The sequence below is a fragment of the Actinoplanes sp. ATCC 53533 genome, from assembly GCF_003947245.1.
This window is the reverse complement of record NZ_QHHV01000277.1, coordinates 1-19,190: the sequence shown is the minus strand read 5'-3', so window position 1 is coordinate 19,190 and position 19,190 is coordinate 1. Positions and strand designations below refer to the sequence as shown.

12 protein-coding genes and 1 pseudogene are annotated in these 19,190 nt (G+C 70.9%); 9 read left to right on the top strand and 4 right to left on the bottom strand.

The genetic code is table 11. From position 1 onward, the window contains the following. From DMB66_RS53195 to DMB66_RS53185, 3 genes are all read right to left on the bottom strand, one after another. The coding region (locus tag DMB66_RS53195; protein ID WP_125811687.1) for a multifunctional oxoglutarate decarboxylase/oxoglutarate dehydrogenase thiamine pyrophosphate-binding subunit/dihydrolipoyllysine-residue succinyltransferase subunit at positions 1 to 3,375 on the bottom strand (3,375 nt) is incomplete at its 3' end. 169 nt (positions 3,376 to 3,544) lie between these two features. Beyond that, the gene (locus DMB66_RS53190; RefSeq protein ID WP_125811686.1) at positions 3,545 to 4,375 is read right to left on the bottom strand and encodes an ABC transporter permease subunit; all 831 of its coding nucleotides are present in this window, start codon (positions 4,373 to 4,375) and stop codon (positions 3,545 to 3,547) included. Then, positions 4,372 to 5,289, bottom strand: coding sequence for an ABC transporter ATP-binding protein (locus DMB66_RS53185; protein ID WP_125811685.1), 918 nt, complete (start codon positions 5,287 to 5,289; stop codon positions 4,372 to 4,374). The genes DMB66_RS53190 and DMB66_RS53185 overlap by 4 nt, the downstream gene beginning before the upstream one ends. A 157-nt stretch (positions 5,290 to 5,446) precedes the next feature. Between DMB66_RS53185 and DMB66_RS53180 the strand changes: the two genes are divergently transcribed. From DMB66_RS53180 to DMB66_RS53135, 9 genes and pseudogenes are all read left to right on the top strand, one after another. Continuing rightward, positions 5,447 to 6,211 carry a GNAT family N-acetyltransferase gene (locus DMB66_RS53180; RefSeq protein ID WP_125811684.1) on the top strand — a complete coding sequence of 255 codons (765 nt, stop codon included), beginning with the start codon at positions 5,447 to 5,449 and terminating at the stop codon, positions 6,209 to 6,211. 65 nt (positions 6,212 to 6,276) lie between these two features. Continuing rightward, positions 6,277 to 6,951 carry a 1-acyl-sn-glycerol-3-phosphate acyltransferase gene (locus tag DMB66_RS53175; protein ID WP_233625481.1) on the top strand — a complete coding sequence of 225 codons (675 nt, stop codon included), beginning with the start codon at positions 6,277 to 6,279 and terminating at the stop codon, positions 6,949 to 6,951. A gap of 140 nt (positions 6,952 to 7,091) precedes the next feature. Beyond that, positions 7,092 to 7,808 carry a response regulator transcription factor gene (locus DMB66_RS53170; protein WP_106125940.1) on the top strand — a complete coding sequence of 239 codons (717 nt, stop codon included), beginning with the start codon at positions 7,092 to 7,094 and terminating at the stop codon, positions 7,806 to 7,808. Between the two features lie 14 nt (positions 7,809 to 7,822). Then, positions 7,823 to 9,379: a cell wall metabolism sensor histidine kinase WalK gene (locus tag DMB66_RS53165; protein ID WP_125811689.1), complete on the top strand. Its 1,557-nt coding sequence runs from the start codon at positions 7,823 to 7,825 to the stop codon at positions 9,377 to 9,379. Positions 9,380 to 9,459: 80 nt separating this feature from the next. Further along, entirely contained in the window at positions 9,460 to 11,121 is a 1,662-nt protein-coding gene (locus DMB66_RS53160) for a trypsin-like peptidase domain-containing protein (RefSeq protein ID WP_125811682.1), read from the top strand. Positions 11,122 to 11,344: 223 nt separating this feature from the next. Next, entirely contained in the window at positions 11,345 to 14,497 is a 3,153-nt protein-coding gene (locus DMB66_RS53155) for a cyclic nucleotide-binding protein (protein ID WP_125811681.1), read from the top strand. 307 nt (positions 14,498 to 14,804) lie between these two features. Continuing rightward, positions 14,805 to 15,680: a hypothetical protein gene (locus DMB66_RS53145; protein WP_125811679.1), complete on the top strand. Its 876-nt coding sequence runs from the start codon at positions 14,805 to 14,807 to the stop codon at positions 15,678 to 15,680. A gap of 55 nt (positions 15,681 to 15,735) precedes the next feature. Continuing rightward, entirely contained in the window at positions 15,736 to 16,941 is a 1,206-nt protein-coding gene (locus DMB66_RS53140) for an ABC transporter ATP-binding protein (RefSeq protein ID WP_125811678.1), read from the top strand. 46 nt (positions 16,942 to 16,987) lie between these two features. Continuing rightward, positions 16,988 to 18,225 (top strand): annotated as a pseudogene (locus DMB66_RS53135) (chitinase). 624 nt (positions 18,226 to 18,849) lie between these two features. Here the strand turns inward: DMB66_RS53135 and DMB66_RS53130 are convergent. Next, positions 18,850 to 19,190, bottom strand: a 341-nt coding sequence (locus tag DMB66_RS53130; RefSeq protein WP_199753166.1) for a group II intron maturase-specific domain-containing protein, incomplete at its 5' end; no start/stop codon positions are given.

Genomic DNA, 19,190 nt, shown 5'->3' with positions numbered 1-19,190 from the left:
GTCCAGCGGCGTGCCGTTGACCCCGGCGTCGCCGATGATCGGCTGGAATCGGCCGGTGGTGAAGTCGGCGACCGACGACACCGCCAGCTTGTGTCGCAGCAGCGACTTCGGCGAGAAGACGACCAGCGGCTTGCGCTTGCTGGACAGCGCCTGACGACGCAGCAGGTGGAAGTAGTTCGCCGGGGTGGTCGGGTTTGCCACCCGCATGTTGTCCTGCGCGCAGAGCTGCAGGAACCGCTCCGGACGGCCGGACGAGTGGTCCGGGCCCTGGCCCTCCTGGCCGTGCGGAAGCAGCAGCACCAGCGACGACTGCTGGCCCCACTTCACCTCGCCGGAGGAGATGAACTCGTCCACGATCGACTGGGCGCCGTTGACGAAGTCGCCGAACTGCGCCTCCCAGAGCACCAGCGCCTCGGTGTTCTCGACCGAGTAGCCGTACTCGAAGCCCATCGCCGCGTATTCGCTGAGCAGCGAGTCGTGGGCGAAGAAGCGGGCGTTGCCGGTCACCAGGTTGGACAGCGGCAGGAAGTCGTTGCCGGTGTTGGCGTCGACCAGCGAGGCGTGCCGGGAGACGAACGTGCCGCGCCGCGAATCCTGGCCGGCCAGCCGCACCGTGACGCCCTGGCTCAGCAGCGACCCGAAGGCGATCAGCTCGCCCATGCCCCAGTCGATGCCGCCGTCCGCGGACATCTTGGCGCGCCGGTCGAGCAACTGCTGGACCCGCTTGTGCGGGGTGAAGCCCTCCGGCAGGTCGAGGTGGGCCTGGCCGACCGCACGCACGCCGGCCGCGTCGATCGCGGTGTCGACCTGCGGCTCCGGCTCCTCCGTCGAGGGCCGCTGGGCCCGCGGCGGGGCGCCGGCGGAGTCCCGGGTGGCCTTGAAGACGTGCTCCAGCTGGGACTGATAGTCGCGCAACTGCTCCTGGGCATCGTCCACGGTAAGGTCGCCGCGGCCGATCAGCTCCTCGGTGTAGGCCTTGCGGACCGAGCGCTTGGTGTCGATGATCTTGTACATCCGCGGGTTGGTCATCGAGGGGTCGTCGCCCTCGTTGTGCCCGCGGCGGCGGTAGCAGACCAGGTCGATGACGACGTCCTTGTTGAACGCCTGGCGGTATTCGAAGGCGAGCCGGGCCACCCGGACGACGGCCTCGGGGTCGTCGCCGTTCACGTGGAAGATCGGCGCCTGGATCATGCGCGCCACGTCGGTCGAGTAGAGCGACGAACGGCTGTATTCCGGGGCCGTGGTGAAGCCGACCTGGTTGTTGACGACCACGTGCACCGTGCCGCCGGTGCGGTATCCGCGCAGCTGGGAGAGGTTTAGCGTCTCCGCGACCACGCCCTGCCCGGCGAACGCGGCGTCGCCGTGGATCAGCAGCGGCAGCACCGTGTAGCCGTGCAGGCCCAGGTCGAGGCGGTCCTGCTTGGCCCGGACGATGCCCTCGAGCACCGGGTCCACGGCCTCCAGGTGGGACGGGTTGGCGACCACGCTGACCGTCGTGGCGCTCTCGCCGTCCGGCGCCGTGTATTTGCCGGTCTGGCCCAGGTGGTATTTGACGTCGCCGGAGCCGTGCGCCGACTTCGGGTCCATCTGACCCTCGAACTCGTTGAAGATCTTCTCGTACGGCTTGCCGACGATGTTCGCGAGCACGTTGAGCCGGCCGCGGTGCGCCATGCCGATGACCACCTCGTCGAGGCCACCCTCGGCGGACGCCTGCAGCACCTCGTCCAGCAGCGGGATCAGCGACTCGCCGCCCTCGAGCGAGAAGCGCTTCTGCCCGACGTACTTGGTCTGCAGGAACGTCTCGAACGCCTCGGCCGCGTTCAGCCGGTTGAGCACGTGCTTCTGCTCTTCCGGGCTCGGCTTGGTGTACTTGATCTCGATCCGGTCCTGGATCCAGCGCCGCTCCTCGGGGCCCTGGATGTGCATGTATTCGATGCCCACGCGCCGGCAGTAGGTGTCGCGGAGCACCCCGAGCACGTCGCGCAGCTTCATCTTCTGCTTGCCGGCGAAGCCGCCGACCGGGAAGGTGCGGTCCAGGTCCCACAGGGTCAGCCCGTGCTGGAGCACGTCCAGGTCGGGGTGCCGGCGGATCTCGAACTCGAGCGGGTCGGTGTCGGCCATCAGGTGGCCGCGGACCCGGTACGCGTGGATCAGCTCGACGACCCGCGCGGCCTTGTCGATCTGCCCCTCGGAGGTCCGGGCCACGTCCCGCACCCAGCGCACCGGCTCGTACGGAATCCGCAGCGAGGTGAAGATGTCGTCGTAGAACGAGTGCTCGCCGAGCAGGAACTCGTGCACGGCCTTGAGGAACTCGCCCGACTGCGCGCCCTGGATGACCCGGTGGTCGTAGGTGCTGGTCAGCGTGGTGACCTTGCTGACGCCGTGCTCCGTGAGCGTCTCGTCCGACATGCCGGCGTAGGGCGCCGGATATTCCATCGCGCCGACGCCGATGATGGCGCTCTGGCCGGCCATCAGGCGGGGGATGGAGTGCACGGTGCCGATGCCGCCGGGGTTGGTCAGCGAGATCGTGGTCCCGGCGTAGTCGTCCATGGTCAGCTCGTTGCGGCGGGCGCGGCGGACCACGTCCTCGTATGCCTGCCAGAACTTGCGGAAGTCCATCCGCTCGCAGTTCTTGATGGACGGCACGACCAGCGTCCGGGTGCCGTCCTTCTTGGCGAGGTCGATGGCGATGCCCAGGTTGATGTGCTCGGGCTGGACCATGACCGGCTTGCCGTCCACCTCGGCGAAGGAGTTGTTCATCTCCGGGTGCGCCATCACCGAGCGGACCAGCGCCCAGCCGATCAGGTGGGTGAAGCTGACCTTGCCGCCCCGCCCGCGGGCGAGGTGATTGTTGATCACGATGCGGTTGTCGACCAGCAGCTTCGCCGGCACGGCGCGCACCGACGTCGCGGTGGGCACCTCCAGCGAGGAGTTCATGTTCTGCACGATCCGGGCGGCGACGCCGCGCAGCGTGGTGACCTTGGACCCCTCCGCCGGGGCCGGGGTCTGTGCCGGCTTGGCCGCGGCCGGGGCGGCCTTGGCGGCGGGCTTGGCCGGCGCTGGCTGAGCGGCCGGGGGCTTGGCCGGCGCGGGCGCCGTGGGCACGGTCGGCTTCTCGGGGGCGATGGTCGCGGCAGCGGGAGCGTCGGTGCCGGCCTTGGCGGCGGTGGCCTTCGCGTTGGCCGCGGTGGCCTCGTCGGGGGTCGCGAGCGAGCCCGAGGCCATCGCCGGCTTGTAGTCGGCGAAGAAATCGTGCCAGGCCGGGTCGACGCTGCTCGGGTCGGCCAGGTAGCGCTGGTACATCTCGTCGACGATCCACTCGTTGGGACCGAAGTCCGCGAGCGGATTCTCATGCGAAGTCTGCTGGGTCGACACTTCCGTGTTCGCCTCTTTCACCAAGTTGTCAGCACGCGACGTTCGTCACACGGGACGGAATGGAAATCGCCGTCAAGGCTACGCCGTGAGATTTGTCCGGCCATCCGGACGTCCGCTCTGTGACCAACTTCCCGAGGGGCGAGAAGGACTCGTGACCAGCTGATCACGCTCAGGCGATGTCCCGCCGTTTCATGAGCCACGTCCCGAGCCCGCCGGCCGCCACCGCGTAGCCGATCAGCACCACGGCCCCGACCCAGCGCGGCGGGTTACCGGGCAGCTCGGTGCCGGAGATCATCAGCTGCGAGGCGAGCGGCGGGACCAGCACCTGCAGCTTGCCGAACCACTCGCCGATGCGCGGGGTGAGCAGGAAGAACAGCGTCGTGGCGCCGAAGTAGCCGATCACGTAGATCGTGCTCAGCGCGATCGTCGCGCCGATCTGGCTGCGGATCAGCACGCCGGCGCCGACCCCGAGGATCGCCCACAGGGCGTACGCCAGGCCGTTGAGCCCCATCGCCCGCCAGATCGCCGGCTCGCCGAACTGCGGCCCGACGTCCAGGGCGTTCAGGATGAACGGCACGAAGATCAGGTTGAGCAGGGTCGTGACCAGCCAGAAGCCGAGGCCGAGCAGGGTCGAGGCGATCAGCTTGGCGATCACCACGGACTCCCGGCGCGGGGTCACCAGGAAGGTGGTGGTGGCCGTCTGGTGGAAGAACTCGTTGGTCACGATGATCGCGCCGAGCAGCATCACCATCAGCACGCCGAAGAACTGGCCGCTGGTGTAGAGGTTTGACGCCACGTTGACGGCCTCGTTGGCCACCCGGACCTGTTCGGCCTGGTCGGCGGTCAGGCCCTGCTCGGCCGGGTCCGAGCCCGCGTTGATGGAGCTGCCGGCCCAGTTGATCAGCAGCGTCAGCGCCCACAGGCCGAGGGTGATCAGGCCGAGGATCCACCAGGTCGAGGTGGACCGGATCTTGAAGAGTTCGGCTTTCACCAGGTTCATCGGATGCCCGCCTTTCCGGCCGTCAGCTGCAGGAAGACCTGTTCCAGATCGGCGCGCTCGCCGGCCAGCTCGTGCAACTCCACCGAGCCTTTGAAGGCCGCGCGTCCCACGGCGGCCGTGTCCAGGCCGGTGACCAGCAGCGCGCCGTCGGGCAGCGGGGTCACGGTCGCCTGGTGCTCGGAGAGCGCGGCGGTCAGCGCCTCCGGCTGCGGGGTGCGGACCCGCACCTGGGCCATCCCGGCCATCGAGCCGAGCACCTCGCCGACCGGCCCCTGCCGGATCAGCTGACCCGCCGCGATGATCACCACGTCGTCGGCGAGCTGCTGCATCTCGGCGAGCAGGTGGCTGGAGACCAGCACCGTACGGCCCTCGGCGGCGAGCGTCTTGAGCAGGTCGCGCATCCAGCGGATGCCCTCGGGGTCCAGGCCGTTGGCGGGCTCGTCGAGGATCAGCACCCGCGGGTTGCCGAGCAGGGCCGCGGCGATGCCGAGGCGCTGCTTCATGCCCAGCGAGTAGCCCTTGAACTTGCGCTTGGCGGCCGGCGTCAGCCCGACCCGGGCGAGCGCCTCGTCGGCCGCCGACCACGGCAGCCCGGCCGAGGTGCAGATCATCCGCAGGTGGTTGAGGCCGGTGCGGCCCTTGTGCGCGCTGGAGGCCTCGAGCACCGCGCCGACGTGCCGGATCGGCTGCGACAGGTCGGTGTAGCGGACGCCGCCGAAGGTGGCCGTGCCGGCCGACGGGGTGACCAGGCCGAGCAACATGCGCAGGGTGGTCGTCTTGCCCGCACCGTTGGGGCCCAGGAAGCCGGTGACTCGCCCGGAGTGCACGGTGAACGAGAGATTGTCCACCGCACGCAGTGCCTTGTACTGCTTGCTGAGGTTGGAGACGACGATCTCCGTGGATCCGCCCGGCACTATTGCTCCTACCGCTCGACTGGTGGCTCAACCTACCGGTTCGCGGCAATCCCGGCTGCCCGTCGGGTGGACGGCTTACAGAGGCGTTCACGTTAGCGTCATCCCGTGCCACCTGTGGCGACACGCCGTCGGCAGACGCGAGCCTTACACAGAACTCATGACGGTACTCATGACCGCTGCCGCACCCACCGGGACCAGCGGCTACTCGCTCCTCATCGCCGACGACGCCAGTCAGGTCGCGGCCGCGCAACGGCTGCGCCACGACGTCTTCGCCACCGAGCTCGGCGCGACGCTGCGCGGGGCCACCTCCGACGGTCGCGACATCGACGAGTTCGACGACTTCTGCGACCACCTGATCGTCCGGGACGACGCGACCGGCCTGGTCGTCGGCACCTACCGGATGATGACCCCGAAGGCCGCCGAGCGCGCCGGGCGCCGCTACGGCGACGGCGAGTTCAACCTCAGCGGCCTGAGCCCGCTGCGCGACCAGCTCGTCGAGACCGGTCGCTCGTGTGTGCACCCGGACCACCGCTCCGGCGCCGTGGTCAACCTGATGTGGGCCGGCATCGCCCGCTACCTGCACCTGAACAACCTGCGCTGGCTCGGCGGCTGCGCCTCGGTCGGCCTCGAAGACGGCGGGGCGACCGCGGCCGGGGTCTGGGCCCGGGTCTCCGCCAGGCACCTCTCGCCGCCGGCCCTGCGGGTCCAGCCGCGCCGGGGCTGGCTCGCGGAGACCGACCACGTCGGCGACCCGAGGACCCAGCCGCCGCCGCTGCTCAAGGGCTACCTGCGGCTGGGCAGCTGGGTGTGCGGTGAGCCGGCCTACGACCCGGATTTCAACTGCGCCGACTTCTACGTGCTGTTCTCCATGGACCGGATGGACCCGCGCTACCGGCGCCACTTCCTGGGTGCGACCCGATGAACTCAGCTGTGTGGCAGCCCACGTCCGCGTGCGGTCCGCAGTGCCGCCCCGCCGGTGCCCCGGCTGTGCGAACCGGTACCGCGCTGGTGCGGTTGTCGGCGCTCTTCGGCGTACTGCTCGGGGCTCTGATCCTGGTGCCGCTCCTGCGGCGCGGCGCCGCTCGGATGATCTCGCGCGGCATCCTCGCGGCCCTGGGGGTCGAGCTGGTCTGGCGCGGCCCGGCGCCGCGGCCCGGCAGCCTGCTGGTGGCCAACCACGTCTCCTGGCTGGACGTCGTCGCGCTGCTGGCGGTGACGCCGGTCCGGCTGGTCGCCAAGCATGACGTGCGCGGCTGGCCCGCGGTGGGTGTGCTGGCGACCCGGGCCGGGTCGATCTTCGTCGACCGGACCCGGCCGAAGCGCCTGCCCGCGCTGGTGGCCGAGGTCGCCGCGGCGCTGCGGGCCGGTCGCTCGGTCGCGGTCTTCCCGGAGGGTACGACGTTCTGCGGCGCCGAGCGGGGGCGCTTCCGGCCCGCTGTCTTCCAGGCGGCGGTGGACGCCGGGGCGCCGGTCGTGCCGATCGCGATCCGGTACGGTTCCGCGGAGGCGTCCTTCGTCGGCGACGACACACTCTGGTCCTCGGTCCGGCGGGTGGCCGGCCTGCGCGGCCTGACGGTGACGCTGATCGGCTCGCCGGCGCTGCGTCCGGAGCCCGGTGCGGACCGGCGCGTGCTGGCCCGCGCGGCGTACATCTCGATCTAGCATGGGTTTTCCGCCGCGGATGGGCTCAGCGTCGGCGGGGATTCGGTCTGCCACGTTTGATCTTGCCGCCTAGCAAGCTCACAGAAAACTTTCAGGTAGCGTGCAGCGCGAGTGCAGCGACCTGGGCGAGGATGGTGGGCATGGCCGCTACTCAGACCCAGGGCAAGCAGAGCGAGGCGAAGCTCCTCGTCGTCGAGGACGACGCGAACATCCTCGAGCTGCTCTCCGCCAGCCTGCGCTTCGCGGGGTTCGACGTCAGCACCGCCACCAGCGGCAGCGCCGCCGTCAGCGCGGCCAAGAGCGCCACCCCTGACCTCGTCGTCCTCGACGTGATGCTGCCCGACCTCGACGGTTTCGAGGTCATCCGGCTCATGCGCGAGGGTGGCGCGCGCACCCCCGTGGTCTTCCTGACCGCCCGCGACGGCACCGACGACAAGATCCGGGGCCTGACGCTGGGTGGCGACGACTACGTGACCAAGCCGTTCAGCCTCGAGGAGCTCACCGCCCGGATCCGGGCCGTGCTGCGCCGCACCACCGCCGGCGACGAGGAGCCCTCGCGCCTGGTCTTCGCCGACCTCGAGCTCGACGAGGAGACGCACGAGGTCTACCGGGCCGGCCAGCGCGTGCAGCTGTCACCGACCGAGTTCAAGCTGCTGCGCTACCTGATGCTCAACGCCAACCGGGTGCTCTCCAAGGCGCAGATCCTCGACCACGTGTGGAAGTACGACTTCCGGGGCGACGACAACATCGTCGAGTCGTACATCTCCTATCTGCGGCGCAAGGTCGACAACGTGCAGCCGCGACTGATCCACACGCTCCGCGGCGTCGGCTACGTGCTGCGCAAACCCGCGGCCTGAGCCAGATCGTGGCCCTGACCCTTTCCGACCGAGTCCGCAGGGTCGTCCCGGAGACCAGCCTGCGGCGGATCCCGCTGCTCACCAAGCTCATCGCGGCCGTGCTCGTCCTCGTGCTGGCGGCGCTGACCCTGATCAGCACCGCGAGCACGTACGCCCTGCACAGCTACATGATCGGTCGGCTCGACACCGGGCTCGTCCGATTCGCCGAGACGGCGGAGGAGCTGCAGGGCAGGGCGAAGCTGCTGTTGCCCGTCGACTACTACGCCAACCTGACCACGGTCGACGGCGTGGGAGACCCGGAGGACCTCAAGTACGACCCGGCGCTCAAGCCCAGCCAGCTGCCCCCGCTGCTCACCGGCCTGGACGAGGTCAACAAGCACATCGACAAGCCGTACACGGTCATGTCCGCCGACGGGACGGTCGTCTGGCGGGTGCTGGTCACCTACTTCGGCGGCGGCACCGTGCTGCACGTCGGGCAGCGGCTGGTCTCCATCGACGACGCGATCGCCCGCCTGATCTGGGTCGACATCCTGGTCGGCGCCGGGGTGCTCTTCGCGCTCGCGGCGGTGGGCGCGGCCATCGTGCGGCAGAGCCTCATCCCGCTGGGGCAGATAGAACGGACCGCCGCGGCCATCGCGGCCGGCGACCTCACCCAGCGCGTCCCTGATCCGGAGCCCGACGAGGGCGAGCCGAAGACCGAGCTGGGCCGGCTGTCCCGGGCCCTGAACGCCATGCTTGCCCAGATCGAGGCCGCGTTCACCGCCCGGGCGCTGTCCGAGACCGCGGCCCGCGCCGCGGAGTCGCAGGCCCGCGACGCCGCCGAGGCGGCGCAGGTCTCCGAGGCCCGCGCGGTGCGCTCGGAACGGAAGATGCGGCAGTTCGTCGCGGACGCCTCGCACGAGCTGCGCACGCCGCTGACCTCGATCCGCGGCTTCGCCGAGCTGTACCGCCAGGGCGCGGTCGCCAACCCGGAGGACACCGCCAAGCTGGTGCGCCGGATCGAGGACGAGGCCGCCCGGATGGGCCTGCTGGTCGAGGACCTGCTGCTGCTCGCCCGGCTGGACCGGGAGCGCCCGGTCACCCTGGCCCCGGTGGAGCTGCCGGTGCTGGCGATGGACGCGGTCCAGGCGGCCCGGGCCACCGCCCCGGAGCGCAAGATCGAGCTGGACGTGCGCGAGTCGCCGGAGAAGCTGGTGGCCTACGGCGACGACGCCCGGCTGCGGCAGGTCATCGGCAACCTGATGACCAACGCGCTGGTGCACACGCCGGCGGATGCCGCGGTGACGCTCTCGCTCTATCCGGAGTCGGGCAACCGTGCCGTCGTCGAGATCGCCGACACCGGGCCCGGTTTGTCCGCCGAACAGCGCGAGCACGTCTTCGAGCGCTTCTACCGTGCCGACGAGGCCAGGACCCGGCATACCGACCGCGCGGCCACCGGCACCGGGCTGGGCCTGGCCATCGTGGCGGCGATCGTACGGGCCCACCACGGCACTGTGGAAGTGCTGAGCGAGCCCGGCAAGGGCGCGACGTTCCGGGTGGCTTTGCCCGCTCTGGAGCCGGACGACTCCTGATTTTCCGGGCAACGCCATTCACAGAAAACGTCCAGGGCCAACACAGGTAGGTCGGAGCGGGCAGGGGCAGAGTAATCCCCATGAACGAGTACGAGACCGACCCGCAGCGGCACGAAAGCTCCCCGTCCGAGGAGCAGTCGCACCGGCCCGCGGACGCCTCCCACGCGAGCAGCAGCCCGGAGCGGGGACAGTCCGACACGACGGCGCAGCAGCCCATGCTGAGCCTGCCGGACGCACCTCAGTCCGGCGTTCCCCAGTCCGGTGCCCCGCAGTCCGGCGCACCGCAGTCTGGCGTGCCTCAGCCCGGCGTGCCTCAGCCCGGCGTGCCTCAGCAGCACGGCGGATGGCTCGCGTCGCCGTGGCAGCGCGGCGGCCAGCATCCGGCGCAGCAGCCGCACCCCAACCAGCCGCCGCCCTACGGCCAACAGCCGTACGGCGCGGGCCAGCAGTATCCCGGCCAGCCGCAGCCGCCCTACGCGGGTGCCTACGCCGGCCAGCCCCACCAGCAGTATGCGGCGCAGGGAGCGCCCGGTCAGCCCGGCCAGCCCGGTCAGTGGGCGCCCGGTGCCGGCGTACCCCCGCAGTCGGAGGCCCCGGCCTGGGCCCAGGCCGTCGGGACCGACCAGCGCGACCCCGCGCGGGCCGGCCGGGGCCGCAAGATCTTCGTGGCCGGCGCGGCCGCGGTCCTGATCGCCCTGGGCGCCGGCGGCGTCGGCGCGGCCACCGCGCTGGCGTTCAGCGACGACAACGGCGCCAGGACCGTGCAGACCTCCGACGCCTCGGTGAACCGGGTGGTCGACCGCTCGTCGCTCGCCCAGATCGTCTCGGCGGTCAAGGACAGCGTCGTCTCGATCACCACGCAGACCGGTGAGGGCTCGGGCGTCGTGATCACCGCCGACGGCTACATCGTGACCAACAACCACGTGGTCGCCACCGCCACCGGCGACGCGGTCACCGTGATCTTCGCCAACGGCAAGAAGGCGCAGGCGAAGATCGTCGGCACCGACCCGCGGACCGACCTCGCCGTCATCAAGGCCGACGGGGTCAGCGACCTGGCCGCCGCGAAGTTCGGCGACAGCTCGAAGATGCAGGTCGGCGACACCGTGCTCGCGCTGGGCAGCCCGCTGGGCCTGGAGGGCTCGGTCACCGAGGGCATCATCAGCGCCAAGGACCGCACCATCCAGTCCAGCAGCGAGGAGCAGAGCCCGCAGACCCCGCAGAATCCGTTCGGCGGCCAGCAGCAGCAACAGCAGCAGAGCGGCGGGACGACCTCGATGTCCGGGCTGCTGCAGACCGACGCCCCGATCAACCCGGGCAACTCCGGCGGCGCGCTGGTCAACACCAACGGCGAGGTGATCGGCATCAACTCGGCGATCGCCACCTCCGGGCAGAGCTCGGGCAACATCGGCCTCGGCTTCGCGATCCCGAGCAACAAGGCGAAGGACGTCGCGGACGCCCTGATGGCCGGCAAGAAGGTCAGCCACCCGGCGCTGGGCGTCAGCGTCACGGAGGCCGAGGGCGGTGGCGCCCTGGTCAGCCAGGTCACCCCGAACAGCGCGGCCGCGAAGGCCGGCCTGCAGCAGGGTGACGTAGTCAACTCGGTGAACGGCAAGGCCGTCAACGACTCCGACGACCTGGTGGGGATCATCCAGTCCGCCAAGGTCGGCGACAAGGTGACGATCGTCTTCACCCGCGACGGGCAGCAGCAGACGGTCAGCGCGACGCTGACGGAGTCCGCCTAGAGCCAACCTGATGCTCTCCGGGCCATCGGACGAGCATCACCTCCCCACGGCGGTGGGTGGACGCGACCAAGGGGGTTGGTCGCGGCCACCCACCGCCACCTTTATGTCTGATCTATGCCTTTTCTCCTGGCGATCGGCATAACAGGGGCTCGCCTTTCGCCTGGCTGACCGCCTACTCTCCATTCGCTATAGCGGAGCGGAAACCCCTGATCGGAATGAAGCAGTGAGCTTGGTCGAGACCCGGATGAGTGTCTGGGAAGCCCTGGCCGGACGCGCGCCGGGTGAGCCGCTCGGACCCGCCGACCCCGGACTCTGGGGCGCGGTCGTCGAGCGGCTCAACCCTGCCCGGGCCCGGCCAGTGCTGCGCGCCGGCATCGAGGCCGTCGAGCTGACCAGCGTGCGCGGATCCGCGTACGTGATGCTCCGCTCGCCCGACGACGGCGGTCGCGCCTGCTATCTGCGGCTGACCCCGGACGAGTGGCAGCTCGCGCTGATGATGGACGGCACCCACACGGTCGCCCGCCTCGTCGCCGAGTTCGCGCGGCTCGCCGGCCGGCTCGCCCCCGACCAGGTCCGCCGGGTGGTGGCCGATCTGGCCGGCAACCGGATGCTCGACGAGCTGCCCGTGGACGCCTTCCGCCCGTTGCAGGAGCTCGAGCGGCAGCCGCTGCCCAAGCGGGTCGGCTCCGGCGTGCTCGCGGCGGCTCGCGGGCGCCGGATGCTGGTCTTCGACATCGACCGGGTGATCTCGGCGCTCTACCGCGCCGGCGGCCGGTTCTTCTTCACCAGGCCCGCGGCGATCATCATGGCGATCTTCGCGGTGGCCGGGCTCGGCCTGTTCGTCACCACCTGGTGGCGCGGCAGCCAGGCGGTCTTCCTGGCCGGCGGCTCCTACCTGCTCGGCGCGATCGTCCTGCTGCTGCTCAATCTGCTCGCCCTGGCCAGCCACGAGCTGGGCCACGCGCTGGCCACCAAGCATGCCGGGCGGGAGGTGCCCGCGGCCGGCGTGCTCGTGTACTTCGGCATCCCGTCGGTCTTCGTGGACACCACCGACGTGTGGATGGCCGGGCGGCGCGCCCGGATGCTGGTCACCGCCGCCGGGCCGGCCACCGGCCTGGTGCTCGCCGGGTCGATGCAGCTCATCGGCCTCGCCGTGCCGGCGCTCGGTCCGCTGGCCTTCAAGCTGGCCTTCGCCTGGTATCTCAACGCGCTGTTCAACCTGAACCCGCTGCTCGCCCTCGACGGCTACTACCTGCTGATGGACTGGCTGGAGATCCCGAACCTGCGCGGCCGCGGCCTCGCCTGGGTGTCCAGCCGGCTGCGCGGCCGCCCGCCGTCGTGGGCGGGGCTGGACAGGGAGGGCCGCATCGTCGCCCTGTACGGGGTGCTGGCGTTGCTCTGGGTGGCGGTCGCCGCGAACCTCGCGTACCGGATCTGGGCCGACCGGGTCGCCGGGCTGGTCACCGGCCTGTGGCACAGCGGATTCGCCGCCAAGCTGCTGCTGACGCTGATCGTCGGAGGACTCTGCGCCCCGCTGGTCTACCTCGCCGTCGGCCGGCTGGCCCGCTGGTGGCGGCGCTTCCGCGAGCGGTCCGTCGAGAAGCGCCGGGAGGCCGACGCCCCGCGCCGGCTGGCCGCGCTGCGGGCCTCCGATCTCGGCGGCCTGCCCGAGCACGCGCTGGCCGGCCTCGCCGCCCGGGCCCGCTGGGTGCGACCGCGGTCCGGGACCCAGCTCGTCGTGGCTGGCACCGCCCAGCAGGCCGTGTACGTCGTCGTCGACGGCGCGGTCCAGGCCCGCAAGCCCGGCGACCCCGGCGGCACGATCCGGCAGCACGTCGGCGCCGGTGGCGTGGTCGGGCTGGCCAACGCGCTCACCGGTCGGGCCACGTCGCTGGACTGGCACACGGCCGGTACCACGCTGCTCTCCGTGCCCACCGCCACCGTCGCCACGGTCGTCGGCCCGCTGCCCGGCCCGCCGCCGGCCGACCGCGCCGAGGCCGAGACGCTGTTCGCCGACACTCCCGCGCTGTCCGGTCTGGCCGGGGACGAACGGCTCGCGCTGATCGCGTCCGCGCACCCGGTGGACCTCGAGCCCGGCGCGCCGGTCGTCCTGCAGGGCCCCACCCACGCGGTCGTCGTGGAGTCCGGCGTCATCGCCATGCCCGACGGCGTCGAGCTGCGCCGCGGCACGCTGGTCGGCCCGGTCGGCGACGGCGTTCCCGGGATGGTCGCGCAGGCTCGCACCCCCGTACGGCTCTGGGTCATCCCCGACGCCTCCGACCTGCCGCCGCTGGTCGGCGTGCCCGGCCAGATGGCCGGCGGTCCCGCCGGCAACGGGCCGGCCGCCAGCGGGGTGCACTCCGCCGGTGTCTACCCGCCGCTCGCCGCGCCGCCGGGCCCGCCGGACGGCACCGAGGACCCCGACGTGGACCGCCGCTTCGAACGCCGGATGTGGTGGCTCGTCCTGCTGCTGCTCCTGCTCTCGCTGCTGCTCACCGTGGTCAACTTCGCACCCGGCCCGGCCTGGGCCGAGATGCCCACCGACCGGGCGCTGCTCACCTCGGACCGGGGCACGATCACCGCGACCATCGACGGTCGCACCGTGACCCTCGCCGAGGGCGACCGCCGGTATGTCGACGAGGGCGCCCAGATCATCGTCCCGGCCAAGACCACCGGCCGGCTGACCTTCAAGGGTGGCTCGGCCACGCTGTTCTGCGCCGGTTCGCAGGCCCGGGTGGGCCGGCTGTACACGGACGCCGGTCGCCAGCGGGTGCCGCACGGCGCCCTCTCGCTGGAGGCCGGCCGCCTGCTCGCCGACACGGCCAGCACAAGCGGTGCCTATCAGCCCCTCGCCCTCGCCGTCGCCCGTCCCGCGGGCGTGGTCACCAACAGCGGTTCCTCCTGGTATGCGGTCGAGCCCGGCGGCCTGTCCGTCGCCACCGGCCGGGTGTACGTCGGTGGCACCCCGAGCCAGCCCATCGGCACCGACCTGAGCTGCGGCGACGGCGTCAAGGTCGAGCCGCCGGCCGGCTCACCCAGCCCGTCGCCGAGCGACGATCCGCTCCCCTCCGACCTGCCCAGCGAGGTCACCCCGTCGCCGACCACGGTGCCGCCGACGGAGTCGACGACCGAGCCGGAGCCGACGGACGACCCGGTCGACCCGACCACGCCGGACGACCCGACCCCGACCACCACCCGTGCGACGACCCGGCCCACGACGGCGGCACCGACCACCACTCCGCCCAGAACCCCGTCGGCCTCGACCAGCCCGTCGACTTCGACCAGCCCGTCGACGTCGCCATCGCCATCCCCCTCACGGAGTGTGTCGTCCACGCCCACGCAGACACCGACCACCGATGAACCGCCCATCGGCTGACGAGGGGAAATACACGTGATCTGCTGGTTCTGTGCCAAGGCTGCCCGAGGGACCTGCCGGTTCTGTGGCCGGGGGGTCTGCGAGGACCACGCTCGGTTCGGGCCGTACCTCCTTCAGGTGAGCCGTTCGGTGAACAGGGACCGTGCCGAGGCCCTGGTGGTCGAGGACGCCGTGCAGTGCGGCACCTGTCGTCCCAGGCCGCAGCCGGTGGCGATGCCGGAATTGGACTGACGGATTCGGCCGGTTCCGTGGGACTGGCCGCCGCACCACTAGCGGTCACTGGACCCGGGCTCTTACGGTGGTCGTCATGAGTGACTTCGACGCGGTGCTGGAGCTGCTGCTTACCGACCCGTCGTTCCAGGCTCGGCTGGCCGCCGATCCGGCGGGTGCGCTGTCCGGTTTCGACCTGGACGCGGAGGAGTCCGACCTGCTGCGCCAGCAGGTCAGCGCCGATCCGGGCGCGCAGGGCGCGGTCGTGGAGGACAGGGTCACCAAGTCGAGCACGTTCGGCTTGTTCGACTCGTTCAGCATCGGCGGGGTGGCCGACGCGGTCGGCAGCGGGATGGCCCGGCAGGGGTTCGGCTCGGCGCCGGCCGACAGCATGGGAGGCCCCGGCTCGGTGTCCGCCGACAGCCCGGCCAGCCTCGGCGAGTGGTCGGAGTTCGGCAGCGCCGCCGGGACGGCCGCGGACGCCACCGCGGGATATCCGGCGAACGAGGGGTTCGGCTCGGCGCCGGACGCGTGGGGCACCGGCGGCGGCGACCTGGCCGCGCGGTCGGGCTTCGGCTCGGCCCCCGGCGTGGACGCCCCCGACCTGGACGGCCTGCCGGCGGAGTCCGGCTTCGGCGATGCGCCGCGCAGCGGCCTGGGCGAGCCGGGGAACGCGCAGATCGGCCGCGGCGAGGCCGAGCAGATCGCGCCGCCGAAGGGCTACCACAACCGGGTCGACGCGGACGGCGACGGCAGCCAGGACAAGGCGACCTACCGGGGCCGCGAGGACGGCGGCGTCGAGATCCGGGTGGATCTCGACCGCGACGGCCAGGCCGACTTCGTCGGCGTCGACGAGGACCTGGACAACCGGGTGGACTTCGCCGACTACGACAAGGACCACGACGGCGTCTACGAGAAGCGGATGTACGACGACGACGGCGACGGCTACCTCGACCGCACGGTCATGCAGTAGGAGCCGGAACGGCAAAGCCCTGGCATTGACGGCTGCCGAACCCCACCATGGTGGCATGGTGGCGATCGCCGCGTGCGAGCTCACGAAGAATTTCGGCGACGTCGTCGCGGTGCAGGGCGTCGACCTGGAGGTGGCACCGGGCGAGTTCCTGGTGGTGCTCGGCCCGACCGGCTGCGGGAAGTCGACGTTGCTGCGCCTGCTGGCCGGGTTCGAGGAGCCGACCGCCGGGAGGGTGCTGTTCGACGGCGTGCCGGTGACGGAGCTCGATCCCCGCGAGCGGAACATCGCGATGGTGTTCCAGAACTTCGCCCTCTACCCGCACCTGACGGTCGCCCAGAACATCGGCTTCCCGCTGCGCGCGGCGCCCGCTCCGGGCCCGGAGATCGGCGCCCGGGTCGCCGACGTGGCCCGCACGGTGGGCATCGCGGACCTGCTCAACCGCTATCCCGAGCACCTGTCCGGCGGCCAGCGCCAGCGCGTCGCGATGGCCCGCGCGCTGGTCCGGCGGCCGGCGGTGTTCCTGCTCGACGAGCCGCTGTCCAACGTGGACGCTGGTGCCCGCGCGGCGCTGCGCGGCGAGATCGTGGCGCTGGTCCGGCGGCTCGCGGTGACGACGATCTACGTGACGCACGACCAGACCGAGGCGATGAGCATGGCGGACCGGATCGCCGTGCTGCGGCTGGGCGTGCTGCAACAGGTCGGGCCGCCCGCCGAGGTGTACGCGGACCCGGACACCCTGTTCGTGGCGGCGTTCCTCGGCATGCCGAGGACCAGCCTGCTGGAGGCGGCGGTTTACGCCGAGGATGGCAAGGTGGTGCTCGACCTGGGCTCGCAGGTGCTGGAACTGCCGCCGGGGGACCCGCGCACCGCGCGGCTGGCGGAGCACCACACCGAGCGGGTGACCCTGGCGTTGCGGGCGCTGCCGCTCCGGGCCCGGTCGCCGGGCATCTCGGTGCGGGGCACGGTCCGCTCGGTGGAGAACCTGGGGCACGAGTTGCTGGCACACGTCGACGTCGGCGGGGTGCCGAGCACCCGGCTGGACGCGCCGACGCCGCGGTCCCGGCCGGTCGCCGCGAGCACGCCGTACGGGTTCTACCCCGCGTACGACCTGGTGGAAGCGCCGCCGACCGGAGAGGTGATGGTCCGGGTGCCGGTGCCCGCCCGGGTGCGGATCGGCGATGAACTCACCGTCGGGATGGAGCCGGCGGACCTGTTGCTGTTCGACCGCGCGGGCCGGCGGATCCGCTTCGCGGCGGCGTGAAAAACGATCGCTGGACAGAAACAGTTAACAGTCCTAATAATTGGCCATGCGCCGTTCACTCATCCTCGTCGTCACGGCCGCGCTCGCGACCGCCGGTCCCACCGTCTACATAGCCTCGTCCGCGAGCGCTGCCGTCGCCTGTTCCCCGGCGTGGAGCGCCTCCGCGGTGTACGTCAAGGACAACTCGGTCTCGTACCAGGCGAGGAACTACACCGCGAAGTGGTGGACGCAGGGCGAGGTGCCCACGGCCAGCGGCGAGTGGGGTGTCTGGGCGGACAAGGGTGTCTGTGGCGGCACCACGCCCCCGCCGACCACCCCGCCGCCCACGCCCCCGCCACCGACCACGCCCCCACCGACCACCCCGCCACCGACCACCCCACCGCCTCCGGTCACCGGGCTCCCCAAGCACGCGCTGATCGGCTACCTGCACTCGAGCTTCGCCAACGGCTCGGGCTACCTGAGAATGGCCGACGTCCCGGCCGACTGGGACATCATCAACCTGGCATTCGGCGAGCCGACCACCGCGACGTCCGGCGACATCCGCTTCACCCTCTGCCCGGCCGCGGAGTCAGCTCGGTCAGCGCGATCATCGACAGATACGGCCTGGACGGCGTCGACATCGACTTCGAAGGCCACTCGCTGTCGCTGAACACCGGGGACACCGACTTCAAGAACCCGACGACGCCGGTCATCGTCAACCTGATCGCCGCGCTGAGGTCCCTGAAGAGCAGATACGGCGCGGGCTTCGTGCTCACGATGGCCCCGGAGACGTTCTTCGTCCAACTCGGCTACCAGTACTACGGCTCAGGCCCATGGGGCGGGCAGGATCCGCGCGCGGGCTCGTATCTGCCGGTGATCTACGCGATGCGCAACGACCTGACGGTGCTGCACGTCCAGGACTACAACTCCGGCCCGATCATGGGCCTGGACAACCAATACCACAGCATGGGCGGGGCCGACTTCCACATCGCGATGACCGACATGCTGCTGGCCGGCTTCCCGGTGGCCGGCAACGCGGCGAACGCGTTCCCGGCCCTGCGCGAGGACCAGATCGCCTTCGGCGCGCCATCCTCGGTCAGCGCGGGCAACGGCTACGTCGCTCCGGCGGGAGTGCAGCAGGCGGTGACGTGCCTGGTCAAGGGCGTGAACTGTGGAAGCTACGCGGTCCGCAGCGGCACCAACCCGAACTTCCGCGGCCTGATGACCTGGTCGATCAACTGGGACAGGTTCTACAACTGGGAGTTCCGCACCAACCACGAGGGGTTCCTCAACGGGCTCGGCTGACCCCCTCGAGTTGAAGATCAAGGTCAAATGCTTGATGTCGTGCGTGGTTGCATGGTGCTGACCGTCGCTCCCGCCGGGGTCGGGCGAGGGCGGCCAATCGCCTAGCGGCTCATAACCGGCCGCCCTCGCCCTGCCAGCTGATTGCATGGAAAAACGTTCTCCCGCTGGGCGGTTCCCCCGCCCAGCGGGCGCGCCCGTTATGGTCGGTGTACCCCACTTCGGCAGGCGACTCCGCGCCGGCGCTCAGACCTTGGAGACTTGCGCCCTCCACGCCCGCATGCATCAAGACTGAAGCCGGCGGTGGCGATTTGGCCCGTATGTGAGGTTTTGGTCCACCCGGTGGGACCGGTTGCTCAGGATGTGGTTGGTGCGCTCGGTATGCGGGAGCGCGGTCCATCTGCTGGACGGGACAGCGACCGCACGCTATTCGCCCAGCCTTACTTTGCTCTGCTTCCCTATCGGAAACACCGGATGGGATGTGCGGGTTCTGCTTTCGGTCGATGCCGAGCATCGGCCGGAGCCTGTTTCCGATGGGGAAGGCCGGGTCGCCCCGGGCATTTCAGCCCGGGGCTCCCACAGATCCGTACGTAAACCTCTCGGTTTATACGGCTCCTGTCACCCTGTTCACCAGACGCTTGGGACGGAGGGCACCCATACCCAGTGCGCGAACATACGCGGGAACCGTTGGACAATCCCACGCCAACACCGGAACGCTTTCCCCTTCGCCCGCAACCGTTTGTACTTCTTACGGATCCAACGCATCAAATAGGCGTTGATACGCGCCAGGAGCGAGTACATCGCCGACCGGTAAAACTTTCCGTAGTACTGCATCCAGCCACGGACGATCGGGTTGATGTCCCGCGCAACGTCGATCAGGTCCTGACCAGTACGGTTGTACAGTCGCCACGACCGCACCTCCGCGCTGATCTTCTTCAGGGCGTTCTTGCTGATCGCGGGCAGAACGA